The following is a 13309-nucleotide window of genomic DNA, read 5'->3' on the forward strand; positions in this document are numbered from 1 at the left end:
GATCTTACATCATTCCACCCATACCACCACCCATTGGAGGAGCACCGGCACCTACAGGGTTTTCTTCAGCCTCGTCAGCCAATACACACTCTGTTGTCAACAACATTGAAGCAACTGAAGCAGCATTTTCCAAAGCAATACGAGATACTTTAGTAGGGTCAATTACACCTGCCGCGATTAAGTTCTCGTAACGGTCAGTACGTGCGTTATAACCAAAGTCAGCAGTACCTTCTTTTACTTTCTGAACGATCACTGCACCCTCAATACCTGCGTTATTACAGATTTGACGCAAAGGCTCTTCGATAGCACGTTTGATAATATCAATACCGATTTGCTCATCTTCGTTTTCACCTTTAAGGTTTACCAAAGCTTCAGTAGCACGGATAAATGCAACACCACCACCAGCAACGATACCTTCTTCAACTGCAGCACGAGTTGCATGTAAAGCATCATCAACACGGTCTTTTTTCTCTTTCATCTCTACCTCAGTAGTAGCACCTACGTACAATACAGCAACACCACCTGACAATTTTGCCAAACGCTCTTGCAATTTCTCGCGATCGTAGTCAGAAGTTGTTGTTTCGATTTGTGAACGGATTTGAGCAACGCGAGCTTTGATGTCATCTACGTTACCACCACCATTGATAATTGTTGTATTATCTTTGTCAACTTGAACTTTTTCAGCTTGACCTAAATAAGATAACTCAGCATTCTCCAATTTGAAACCTCTTTCTTCAGAGATTACAGTACCACCAGTTAAGATAGCGATATCTTCCAACATCGCTTTACGACGGTCACCAAAACCTGGAGCTTTTACCGCTGCTACTTTCAATGAACCACGGATTTTATTGACAACTAATGTTGCAAGAGCTTCACCATCTAAATCTTCAGCAATAATCAACAATGGTTTACCAGTTTGAACTTGTTTTTCCAAGATAGGCAACAACTCTTTCATGTTGCTAATTTTCTTGTCGTAGATCAAAATGTAAGGGTTATCTAATTCCGCTTCCATTTTATCAGAGTTCGTAACAAAGTATGGAGATAAATATCCACGGTCAAATTGCATACCTTCTACAGTTTTTACTTCTGTTTCAGTACCTTTTGCTTCTTCAACAGTGATAACACCATCGTTACCAACTTTTTCCATTGCCTGTGCAATCAAAGAACCGATGATCTCGTCGTTATTCGCAGAGATCGCCGCTACTTGTTTAATTTTGTTGTTGTCTTGACCAACTACTTGAGATTGAGATTTCAAGTTAGCAACAACAGCTGCCACAGCTTTGTCAATACCACGTTTTAAATCCATTGGATTAGCACCTGCAGCTACAGATTTGATACCTGGAGCAACGATTGCTTGTGCCAATACAGTAGCCGTAGTTGTACCATCACCCGCTTGATCAGCAGTTTTAGAAGCAACTTCTTTTACCATTTGAGCACCCATATTTTCCAAAGCATCTTTCAATTCGATTTCTTTCGCAACTGAAACACCATCTTTAGTAATTACTGGTGCACCGAATTTCTTCTCAATAATTACGTTACGTCCTTTTGGACCCAATGTTACTTTAACAGCATTAGCTAAAGTGTCTACACCTTTTTTAAGGGCCTCACGAGCCTCAACGTTATATTTTACTTGTTTTGCCATTTTTTTAGTATTGAGTATTGAGATATTAGTAGTGAGACTCTAGTATTACAAGTCTGCAGCTACGAACTGCCTCAATTTTTTAAATTTTAACTTTGTAATTTAGACTTTTAATCCCTTAGATAACAGCGTAAATATCAGACTCACGCATAATTAAGTACTCTTTTCCTTCGTAAGTAATTTCAGTACCTGCATATTTACCATATAATACTTTGTCACCTACTTTTACAGTTAACGGCTCGTCAACTTTACCAGTACCTACAGCAACTACTGTACCTTGAGATGGTTTTTCTTTTGCTGTATCGGGAATGTATAACCCTGAAGCTGTTTTTTCTTCTGCTGGAGCAGCTTCTACTACTACTCTATCTCCGATAGGTTGGATACTTAATGCCATAATTAATTTACTTTTTATCTGTTATTGAATTTATTTTTATGTTATAATCGTTATAGATACATCATCTTTTATGCCAATTGTAAATAAGAGGATGTATAAGACAATTTTTCACCGAAAACTTAACATGTTCACAAATAAAAGCACATTTTGCTGTCACACTGTCACTGTTTGTCTGACAACCTTACAAATACTTGTTTGCCATTCCGATCATACTTCAATAGACAGACTGACAAACCGCGTATAACAAAAAAAGGCCTCGTCTAAATTGTAGACGAGGCCTTTTAAATTTCTTTGTTTGCAACTATTTCTTAGCTTCTTCAGTTGGCTTAGCTGCTGGCGTTGTCGCCGGAGTTTTTTGTTCTGATTGCGCTGGAGCACCTGCAGGTTTCTGTGCTGGCGTACCCAAGTTCAAAGGTCCTGGTTGTTGTGCTGGGGCTTCAATTTGACCACCCAAACCACCTTTAGATGTACTTGGTGATGATCCCATAATGTTAACACCCAAACTAAAAATCATAATAGCAATAACCATGATCCATGTACCTTTTTCCAAAAAGTCACCTGTACGTTTTACACCCATTAGGTTTGTTCCTCCGGAAAAACCAGATGATAAACCACCACCTTTTGGATTTTGGATTAAAACCAAAAATGCTAAAATAATACTAGCTAATATGATAAGACCAATTAATAATCCTTGCATCTCTTTATGTAATTAATTTAATTTCTTTTCTAATTCTGTTATGCGTGCCGCAAAGTAAGCATTTTTTTCTGGATATTTCAAAACTAATTTTTCGTAAACCTCTATTGCTTTAGGATATAAACCCTGTTCGGTATATATTTTTGCAAGGGTCTCTGTCACCAGTGAATGCTGATCTTCTGAGCTTTTTCTCGCTTTATTCTCCAAATCCAACTTTTCAGCCTGCAATGGCTGGATAATAGGCTCTTCGCGGATAAATTTCTCGATCACCTCATCCGTTTTGCGCGGAATCTGGAAAGAGATTGTTGTTTTCACTTCATCACTGAGTTTTGCCTCTGGTGATTGCAAATGGAAAATGTTTTCCCGAATTTGTTGATCCAATAGCTGGCTATCCAATTTTTCATGGATCTTCGCAATATCATCATTTGATGGTGTCATTGGGCCCAACGGTGAATTTACATAAGGTTGGTATGTTTCAGCATACTCAAGTCGCGTTTTATGCAACCACCATAAAAAGCTATAGGGCATTGTATCATCATCATAAACTGTGACACGCTCCTGTGTATCCTCCGATGGCTGAACAGAAATTTCAGAATGAGCTGGCTCAACAGTTTCAGTTGACTCAACAATCGTGGTCTGTTGTTTTGCATCACGCGAACGAAAATAATCCTGCGCTACACCTGCTTGAATCAAACGGTCCAATTCATCTGTCTTCTCCACCTCTTCACCATCAGTTTCCTCCTGCTCAACTTCAATATCTACCGCTACCGCTTCCTCAACAATAATACCCTCCGACAAGCCATCCTCAATTTCATCATCAAGAACGATGTCTTCCAATTGGATTTCTTTCACTGCCACCCCTGGTCTGCTATGCATAAATTCGTATAACCAATTTGGAGACGAAGCATACAACAATGCAGACGATAGATTCTGAACAGGTTTGCTCTCACCAAAAACTTTACGTTCATATATAAATCGCAAACTTTGCGCATAAGGATATTTTTCAATCAAAGCCAAAATTACATCTTCATCAATAGACTCCGGATGATTGATTGCTCGAAAGAAAAGCTCGTTATTCGATAGTGGCATAGTAATATTCATCTTGGAGCAGGATTACCAGTTAGCAAATGCCTTATTATAAATATCCTCTGTCAACATTTGGATAATTTCCTTACCCAGGGTCTCCTCCTGTGCACTCTGAAGATTTCCTGCGAACTCTTTGAAACGCGTAAAGGGTTGCTCAAAATCGTCTTTAGGGTTTATCTTATTATGATAGGAAACTTTAATTGTAATGGTCATTCTATTCATCGCAGCACGGTCCGTTCCCGCTTCAACGGCGGCTGGACTGATCGTATAGTCTGTAATGAACCCCTCAAATGTAGCATCACCATCTTGGTTGACCTGACTTAATCGGGATTGGTTTCGAATACGTTCCTTTAGTGCCTCTGTAAAATTCTGGCTTAAAGTCGGATAAACCAAAGGTGCGATATTTTCGAAATATTGAATATTGACGGTCTTCATCCCTTCTGGAATGGATCCTCCTGTAAATCCATATTTCACACCACAACTATTCATGATGAATAGAAAAGCGGTTGTGAGAAAGCTGTATAAAATTCTTCTTGACAACATGTGCAAAACCCTAGTCTAAATTTAAGTCTTTAATTTTCCGATACAAAGTTCTTTCGGAAATTCCCAATTCTTGTGCAGCAGCTTTCCGTTTACCGCGATGTTTTTTCAAGGCTTTTTTGATAAGATCCGATTCCTTGTCTACCAAAGACAAAGACTCTTCTACCTCCTGTGCATCTTGCAGATAATCGTCCTGCGCAACAGGATTCTTCAATACATTTGCTGTATTATTATTCGGCGAATGTATCGTCAAGGTTGGCGCGATACCGTATCCTTCGGTATCAGATTTTATCTGTGGTTCAATTTCCTGATAGAGCTGATTGATATAAGGAGAATTTTGATCGAATGTAGAAGAATCCACACCTTTCTGGATCAGCTCGACTACGAGCTTTTTCAGATCGACCATATCTTTCTTCATATCGAACAGAACCTTATACAAGAGGTCTCTTTCAGAGAAATCTTCCTTTGCGTTATTATTGGATGAAACTATGGCCGGTAGACTCGTACGTGACTCATTTGGCAAATAGTTTTGCAGTGTATGCGCGTCAACAACACGTTCTTTCTCTAAAACAGCAATTTGTTCGGCAACATTTTTCAATTGACGCACATTCCCTGGCCAGTTATAGTTACGCAGCATATTTTGTGCATCTTCAGTCAGCTGCACACCAGGGGAGCGATACTTTTCCGAAAAATCGACAATAAACTTGCGAAACAATAAATTGATGTCTTCGGGACGTTCTCTGAGTGAAGGCACACGCAGAGGAACTGTATTTAGGCGGTAATAGAGATCCTCCCTAAATTTACCTTTTTGAACAGCTTCAAACATATTGACGTTTGTCGCAGCAACCACACGCACATTGGTTTTTTGAACCTTCGATGATCCCACACGAATATACTCCCCAGATTCCAAAACACGTAGTAATCGAGCTTGTGTACCTAAAGGTAACTCCCCGACCTCGTCCAGGAAAATTGTTCCACCATCAACCACTTCAAAATAACCCTTACGTGCTTCATGCGCACCGGTAAAGGAACCTTTCTCATGGCCAAATAATTCGGAGTCTATTGTTCCCTCTGGTATTGCTCCACAGTTGACCGCTATAAATGGGCCATGCTTACGGGAACTCAATTGATGGATAATATGCGAAAAAACTTCTTTACCACTACCGCTTTCACCTTGTATTAATACAGAAATATCAGTTGGAGCCACCTGCCGGGCAATATCTATCGCCCGATTTAACAACGGTGAATTACCGATGATTCCAAACCTATTTTTTATATCTTGGTTATCCATAAATTTCCAATTGGAAATAAATTTATATTAAGTTTTCTTAATCAACAATTTTACCGAGCAAGGTTGCTGATGTACATGATTCCACAAGCACATTGACATAATCCCCTTGTTTGTAGCGAGGGTCTATAGGAAACACAACCAAGGCATTCTGATCATTACGACCACAAAAATCAAACTCAGATCTTTTTGAAAAACCTTCTATCAGAACTTTACAAACTTTTCCAATAAAATGCTGGTAACGATATAAGCTATGGTCACGTTGTTTGTTGATTACTTCCGTCAAACGACGTTTTTTGACATCCTCTGGAATATCATCTTCATAACGCTTCGCAGCTAATGTGCCTGGTCTTTCAGAATAAGCAAACATATATGCAAAGTCATACTTCACATAATCCATCATCGATAACGTTTCCTGATGTTCTGCTTCCGTTTCTGTACAGAATCCGGTAATAACGTCAGTAGAAATCGCACAATCTGGAATAATTTTACGGATAGCATCTACACGTTCCATATACCACTCACGATCGTAAGTACGATTCATAAGTTCCAATACCCTAGAATTCCCAGATTGCACTGGCAAATGGATATAGTTACAAACATTTTCATGTGATGCGATTGCATATAAAACTTCATCCGTGATATCTTTTGGATGGGAAGTCGAAAAACGAACCCGTAAAAGTGGGCTCACCTCTGCAACCATCGTCAATAATTTGGCAAACGTCACCGTCTCACCTGGAGTTTCTCCTTCAGCAACTGGCGCTGTATGTTTATAGGAATCCACATTTTGACCCAATAAAGTCACTTCTTTATATCCAGCGTTGAATAAATCTTGTGCTTCTTTCACAATAGAATGTGGATCGCGGCTACGCTCACGTCCCCTGGTAAAAGGAACCACACAGAACGAACACATGTTATCGCAACCACGCATGATCGAAATAAAGGCCGTTACACCATTTGAATTTAATCGAACCGGATTAATATCAGCATAAGTCTCCTCACGTGAAAGCAATACATTCACTGCTTTTGCTCCGTCATCTACCTTTTCAATTAAGTTAGGAAGATCACGATACGCATCAGGACCTACTACAACATCAACTAATTTTTCTTCCTCTAGAAACTTCGATTTTAAACGTTCAGCCATACAGCCTAATACGCCGACGATCATTCCAGGATTTCTGGTCTTAGCCGCCTCAAATTCTTTCAGTCGATTACGAACACGTTGCTCTGCATTCTCACGGATTGAACAGGTATTAATAAAGACAACATCAGCTTCCTGATAATTCTTTGTCGTTTCAAAACCCTTATCCAACAAAATAGAAGCAACGATCTCACTATCCGAGAAGTTCATTTGGCAGCCGTAACTTTCAATATACAGTTTACGTCCATTACTGATCTTTGGATCTTGTTCCAATAACAATGCCTCACCCTGACGAGATTCGTCGTGTTCCTTAGTTGTATGTGTTAAATCTAGCATAGCTCAATTTTCAAAGACTACAAAGTTAGAAATTAAAATCCATATAATGACAGTTTGTCAGCCAGAAATATGGTTTATACTTTGTCAAATTTGTGAAGTAAATAATTTATATCATAGCGGGTCTGGCGGGATACTTCACAAAAAAGACGCGGATAGATTCCGCGCCTTCTGTTATTTTGGAAATTCAACAAACTCTCTATTTAAAAGAGTCAAACATATCCGTCTCCAAAGGAGCGATTTGCTTAGATCGTTATTGACCAGCTTGTTGTTTTGCTTCTTTCTTCATTTGGTCACCAGCAACAATAACGATCTCCACACGACGGTTTTGCGCACGTCCAGATTCTGTATCATTACTTGCTATTGGCTCAGAGAAGTTTCTTCCTTCAGTTTTAATACGTGAAGAAGATAAACCTTTAGATACCGCAAAAGCACGTACCGAATTTGCACGATCCAAAGAAACTTTGTCATTTGCAGCTAAAGTTCCCACATTATCTGTGTGTCCAATAACTAAAATTTCTGTTCCTTGCTCTTTATTTAATGTTGCAACTAAATTTGCAATATTATCCTTTGCAGATGTTTTTAAATCAGATTTATTGAAATCAAACAAAATACCCGAATCAAATTTTACAACAATACCTTCTGCAGATTGAGTCACTTCAGCACCTTCTACGGTTTTAGAAATCTCAGCAGCTTGTTTATCCATTTTCTTACCGATCAATACACCCGCTGCACCACCAATGGCCGCACCTGCTAATGTACCAATAGCCGTATTACCAGCCTTACCACCAATTAATGCGCCTAAAGCACCACCCGCAACACCACCGATCACACCACCTTTAGTCGTATTATTTGTATTTTGGATTGTAGAACAACTTCCAAATAACATAGCTGAGGTTGCAACAGTCAAACCAAATACAGCTAATTTTCTATTCATTTTCATATCTATCTAAGACTTTTAATATTCAAATTAAATTACTGTTCATGTTAAAATCAAACAAAGTGCCAAAAGCATCCTTTTTTAACTTTTTTGTTACCATACTCAAAAAAAAGCATCACAACGTTGATAAATGAAGACGATAAGCTACAAATAATCTCGACGGTCAATGTTCACTAGAACTAACAGCATAAAACGAAAAATGTTTTATTTCTCTTGGGTCTTAACTTCAATATCAGGTAATAATGATCCTTTTGGACGCCCTTTTGCTTCAAAATCCTCTAGAGACTGCCGTACATAATTCATCAAATCATATTGGCCCCAATGTTCAGCTAGATCAAATGAGGGACGATAACGTATCATGAACGCATCTAAATCCACGCTATCCAATTTCGTTAATTTCTGGACAGCTGCCCTTGAAAAGATACGGTCTACCTGTAATTCCTCTTTTTCTCGATCCATAAAGCGTCCAAAGCGTTTCGCATTTTTCGCCTCACGTCCAAAAAGATTATAAAGTGCGGTAGCAGGACTACCTAAATAGGTTCCAAATTTATTTTTCCCGCCATTATAGACCCCTTTCTTTGAATAATTTCCCATAGCATCATTCAGTTCGGCTTCCTTGGATTTTCGCTCAACAATGACTGTTTCAAGCTTAATCCCTTCCTGCATCTCAATATAGAATTCATTCAAGTTTGTCAAAACAGTCTTTACCGGTGAAAACCCAACTTTAGTGAAAGAAAGAGAATCTCCCACAGATGCATCTATCGTGAACACCCCAAAAGAGTTTGTCAATGCTGATCTGCTCGTGCGCAAATTCAGGACCACCACATCGCCAATTCTATTGGCAGTTCCCCTTTGCATCACCATACCTGACACTTTCTGTATATGTTGGGCCTTTGCACCGAATGCCGTCAAAAGCAACATCAAGATGCCTAATAGCCCTCCTATGTGTATTCTTCTCATTGGAATATATTGTTTTATCACGCTAGTTTTCTCAGGCATTTATCTCGCCATTAGCGTTTTTTGAAAGCTATGATGTAATATCAACGACTCGAAATCCAAACGACCTGATTCTCCGCTCTGCTCATTATAGCCTTTTGAATCCATCATGCTTTCAACCTATTTCGCTAAAAATAGTAATAGTTTGACAATTGTATTGTTAAAAAAGTTTAAATATTCTTTCTCTATTTATAGGGGTAGAAAACAAAATTGGCTCCTTCAGCAACAACGACAAACAAACACATATAATCCTTCGCAGATTTATAATTCTGAATAAAAGTAGCTTTACGATCCTCTTGAATGATATCCAATTCGACAAACTCTTCCAACGTAGAAGCATTGATTGTCCAATTAGTTTCCAGATCTACTCGATCTAAGATCACTTCACCCACGGAAACCTCATGTTGATGTGCTACAAAAATCGGATAGGAAGAATAGCCTTCCTCTATGATCTCCATCGAAACTTCACGGATCGACTCACTATAAAAATCAAGATCTACCTGCAAACTTTTCAAGGGACTCTGCCCAGTAGATTGCGCCTCCTCATTTCTGGCTCCGCCCGAAAATAAATCCTCTACTTCCATAATATTATGATTTTTTTAGTTCCAATAGAACGACATTTTCTACGTGTTGTGTATGGGGAAACATATCCACCGGCTTGATACGTTTTACATCGTATTTTTCTGCCAATAGTACTAAATCTCTCGCCTGTGTTGCGGCATTACAACTCACGTAAACAATTTTCGGAGACTCCATTTCCAATAACCGGGCCACGACATCCGCATGCATACCTGCTCTTGGCGGATCCGTAATCACTACATCCGGTTTCCCATGCTCAGCAATAAAAGATGGTATCAACACATCTTTCATATCTCCAGCGTAAAACTTCGTATTGTTGATATTATTGATCGCTGAATTGACCTTTGCGTCTTCAATTGCAGTAGGTACGTACTCAACTCCGATCACTTCTTTTGCCTTCTTAGCAACAAAATTCGCAATTGTACCAGCTCCTGTATATAAGTCATAAACCAACTCATCCCCCTTTAGATCCGCAAAATCACGTGTGATCTTATAGAGTTCATATGCTTGTGCAGAATTGGTTTGATAAAATGATTTCGGTCCAACCTTATAGCGAAGACCTTCCATTTCCTCATAAATAAAATCCCGACCCGCATATACTTGAATATCTTGATCAAAGATGGTATCATTGCGCTTTTGATTCACAATATAAAGAAGCGAGGCAATCTGCGGATATTTTTCATTGATGAAATTCATTAACAATTCCACCTGCCCTTCTTCTGGGTAGGCAAAAACCACAATGACCATCATCTCCCCTGTAGAAGAAATACGGATAATCAGATTTCGTAATACACCTGTATGTTCACGAAGATCGTAGAAGGTCATCCCTTTACTTAGTGCAAAGTCCCGTATGGTATTCCGCACCTCATTGGAAGGATCTTCCTGAAGAAAACAATGATCGATATCTAAGATTTTATCAAAACGTCCTGGTACATGGAAGCCCAAAGCATTCATTTCCAATTGCGATGAATCTTCATCAACAGAGGTCAACCATTTCTTATTGGAAAATGTATATTCTAATTTATTTCTATAATACTCCGTTTGAGCTGATCCCAAAATATCTTCCATGGAGGAAGTATCGACTTTCCCAATACGGGATAAAGCATTATCAACAGATTGTTGCTTGAATTTTAATTGGGCTTCATAGCTCATGTGTTGCCATTTACAGCCACCACAAACGCCAAAATGCTCACAAAAAGGGTCTACGCGATAAGTAGAAGCTTCCTTCAAACTCATCACCCGAGCTTCAGCAAAATTCTTCTTCTTGCGCATTAACTCCACATCGACAACATCACCAGGGACAGCTTTTTCGACAAACAAAACCAAATCATCAGTTTTACCTACACCCCTACCTTCTTCGGCAATATCAATGATTGCAATATCTTTCAAGAACTTTTTTTCTTGCGGAATTCTTCTACTCATAGTTTGCAAAAATACAATTTTTTATAATGATTTTCCACTGACCTATACGGTCTTAAAAAAAAGACCTCTTGCGCATCGAAATAATCCATTTACATCAGTCCGATTTCCCCAATATTCAAAATTAGTCAAGCAATAACAAAGACCATTATTCAAGTATCAACGATAATATAAGTTTAGCACAAACAGTTATGAAAATCGGCTAAAAGTTCTTTCGGCTCAATAACCTGAGCCTAACAAGCTCATTGATCCCTTAACGAAAAATACGAATCAATAAAAAACAGACGATTCAGAAAAAAAATTGAAGATTATTTAAAAGTGGATAACCGAAAGGCAATAGACAAATAAGACCCAGCGTCATTTAGAGTATAGTTGCCTGCACCAGATAAGGAAGAATCTCCTTTTGAAAAGAAATGAAATTTTTACGCACATCGGCATCTGAAACAGCTGTAAAAGCAAAAGAGAATACAATGCTCTTACTTGATTTGATCAGAAATGTCAGTTTTTCCTCACTGATCGCCTCATTAATCTTTTCATTCTGAATAAATGTGCTTAAAAGCAAAAATTCCAAATCCTCAGATAGTGTTTTTAGATATTCCTGTGCATTGGCAGACTCACGAATAAATTCCCAGCCAATCAACTCATTACATGCGGTATAGGTTAGTCGGCTGACACGAAGAATTGTGGAAGCCAAAAAAGAGGCCATATCATCCTCATATTTTGTCGTCTTTAAGATCTCCAACAAACTCGCCCGCAGATAATCCATCAAGATAGCATGCAAAATCATCTCCTTACTATCAAAATATTTATAAACAGTCGCTTTAGCAATCTTAGCTTTTTTCGCTAAGGTGTTTACACTGGTTTTATGATAACCATTTTGACGAAAGAGTTCCCGTGCGGTTCTTTTTATGGATTCAATGATATGATCTGGTTCCATATTCTTCAGATAAGACTACCACGCATCACACTATTCCCAATTCCTAAACAGAACAAGATGCGCTTTGAGAGTGGCAATAGTGTGATGGTTTCAATAGTCTTTATTAGCATTGATTTATATTAGTTCAGTCTCAAACTGAGATAAGAAACGTGTATCATTTTCAGAGAAAAGTCGCAAATCTTTGATCACATATTTAAGGTTTGTGATCCTTTCGATACCCATACCGAAGGCAAAACCTGAATACTTTTTACTGTCAATACCACAATTCTCAAGAACATTCGGATCTACCATTCCACAACCTAAAATCTCTACCCAACCTGAATATTTACAAAGATTACATCCAGCACCTTTACAGATCGTACAAGAAATATCCATCTCCGCTGAAGGTTCTGTAAAAGGGAAATAAGATGGACGGAAACGTACTTTAGTCCCCTCACCGTACATTTCTTGAACAAAATGATATAAAGTCTGCTTCAAATCAGCAAATGAAACATTTTCATCTACATATAATCCTTCTACCTGATGAAAGAAACAATGTGCGCGGGCAGAAATTGCTTCGTTCCGATACACACGTCCAGGCATAATCGCTCGGAAAGGAGGTTTACCAGCTTCCATCAGGCGAACCTGAACAGATGATGTATGTGTTCTTAGCGTAATATCGTTACCTTCTTGCTTTTTTATAAAGAATGTATCTTGCATATCACGCGCCGGATGTTCAGGAGGAAAATTCAAAGCAGAGAAATTGTGCCAATCATCTTCAATCTCTGGCCCCTCAGAAACGATGAAGCCTAGCTTTTTAAAGATCTCAACGATTTCCTTGCGTACCAATGAGATCGGATGTCTAGACCCCAATTGAAATCCGTTACCAGGTAGCGTTAAATCACCTTCCATTTGTTGGGATTTCTGCTTTTCACCTGAACCAAATTTCTCTTGTGCTTCCTTGAATGTATTTTCTGCCAACTGCTTAAATTCATTCAGTACTTTCCCCAAAGTACGTTTTTCTTCAGGAGTAACTGTTTTGAATTCGTCAAAAAGATTTTTTACAATCCCTTTGGAAACCAAAAACTTCAATCTGAAATTTTCTACATCGGCTGAAGAAGATGGCACAAACGCCTTAATTTCTTCAGTATACTGCGTAATTTTATCTTGCAACATAATTACGACAAACATAGCCAAAATTTCCGCCAAAAAGAAATTTTAGCGATCTCTCAACTCGTGTCAAAAGCGTTCCTGTATAGAAAATCAGCATTTACGATTCGATGAGACAAAGGTCTTTGTAATCAACTCTTTGAACGCACACAAATGGTTTGATTGTGTTAAAAA

General features: G+C 38.6%; 13 protein-coding genes. All 13 read right to left on the reverse strand.

Going from position 1 to position 13309, the window contains the following annotated elements:
• Window positions 1-4: 4 nt before the first annotated feature.
• Entirely contained in the window at window positions 5-1642 is a 1638-nt protein-coding gene (gene groL / locus OGI71_RS18160) for a chaperonin GroEL (RefSeq protein WP_223584413.1), read from the reverse strand.
• A gap of 115 nt (window positions 1643-1757) precedes the next feature.
• Window positions 1758-2033 (reverse strand): co-chaperone GroES, encoded by a 276-nt coding sequence (locus OGI71_RS18165; protein ID WP_088160030.1) that lies wholly within the window; start codon window positions 2031-2033, stop codon window positions 1758-1760.
• A 301-nt stretch (window positions 2034-2334) separates the two neighbouring features.
• The gene (gene secG, locus OGI71_RS18170) at window positions 2335-2730 is read right to left on the reverse strand and encodes a preprotein translocase subunit SecG (protein ID WP_282250844.1); all 396 of its coding nucleotides are present in this window, start codon (window positions 2728-2730) and stop codon (window positions 2335-2337) included.
• 12 nt (window positions 2731-2742) lie between these two features.
• Window positions 2743-3828 carry a hypothetical protein gene (locus OGI71_RS18175; protein ID WP_282250845.1) on the reverse strand — a complete coding sequence of 362 codons (1086 nt, stop codon included), beginning with the start codon at window positions 3826-3828 and terminating at the stop codon, window positions 2743-2745.
• A gap of 12 nt (window positions 3829-3840) precedes the next feature.
• On the reverse strand, window positions 3841-4302 hold the full coding sequence (locus OGI71_RS18180) for an LptE family protein (RefSeq protein WP_282250846.1): 462 nt from the start codon (window positions 4300-4302) through the stop codon (window positions 3841-3843).
• Between the two features lie 64 nt (window positions 4303-4366).
• The gene (locus OGI71_RS18185) at window positions 4367-5644 is read right to left on the reverse strand and encodes a sigma-54 dependent transcriptional regulator (RefSeq protein WP_282250847.1); all 1278 of its coding nucleotides are present in this window, start codon (window positions 5642-5644) and stop codon (window positions 4367-4369) included.
• Between the two features lie 37 nt (window positions 5645-5681).
• On the reverse strand, window positions 5682-7118 hold the full coding sequence (miaB, locus tag OGI71_RS18190; protein ID WP_223584403.1) for a tRNA (N6-isopentenyl adenosine(37)-C2)-methylthiotransferase MiaB: 1437 nt from the start codon (window positions 7116-7118) through the stop codon (window positions 5682-5684).
• A 250-nt stretch (window positions 7119-7368) separates the two neighbouring features.
• On the reverse strand, window positions 7369-8058 hold the full coding sequence (locus tag OGI71_RS18195; RefSeq protein WP_257094794.1) for an OmpA family protein: 690 nt from the start codon (window positions 8056-8058) through the stop codon (window positions 7369-7371).
• A gap of 201 nt (window positions 8059-8259) precedes the next feature.
• Window positions 8260-9015 carry a hypothetical protein gene (locus OGI71_RS18200; RefSeq protein WP_282250848.1) on the reverse strand — a complete coding sequence of 252 codons (756 nt, stop codon included), beginning with the start codon at window positions 9013-9015 and terminating at the stop codon, window positions 8260-8262.
• Window positions 9016-9236: 221 nt separating this feature from the next.
• The gene (locus OGI71_RS18205) at window positions 9237-9635 is read right to left on the reverse strand and encodes a hypothetical protein (RefSeq protein WP_282250851.1); all 399 of its coding nucleotides are present in this window, start codon (window positions 9633-9635) and stop codon (window positions 9237-9239) included.
• Between the two features lie 4 nt (window positions 9636-9639).
• Window positions 9640-11052, reverse strand: coding sequence for a 23S rRNA (uracil(1939)-C(5))-methyltransferase RlmD (gene rlmD / locus OGI71_RS18210; RefSeq protein ID WP_282250852.1), 1413 nt, complete (start codon window positions 11050-11052; stop codon window positions 9640-9642).
• A 358-nt stretch (window positions 11053-11410) separates the two neighbouring features.
• Window positions 11411-11986, reverse strand: a complete 576-nt coding sequence (locus tag OGI71_RS18215) for a TetR/AcrR family transcriptional regulator (protein WP_120261822.1) — start codon at window positions 11984-11986, stop codon at window positions 11411-11413.
• 114 nt (window positions 11987-12100) lie between these two features.
• Complete coding sequence (pheS, locus tag OGI71_RS18220; RefSeq protein WP_223584381.1) at window positions 12101-13141, reverse strand: phenylalanine--tRNA ligase subunit alpha; 1041 nt, start codon at window positions 13139-13141, stop codon at window positions 12101-12103.
• Window positions 13142-13309 lie beyond the last annotated feature (168 nt).

Source organism: Sphingobacterium sp. ML3W, assembly GCF_029542085.1.
Lineage (GTDB): Bacteria > Bacteroidota > Bacteroidia > Sphingobacteriales > Sphingobacteriaceae > Sphingobacterium.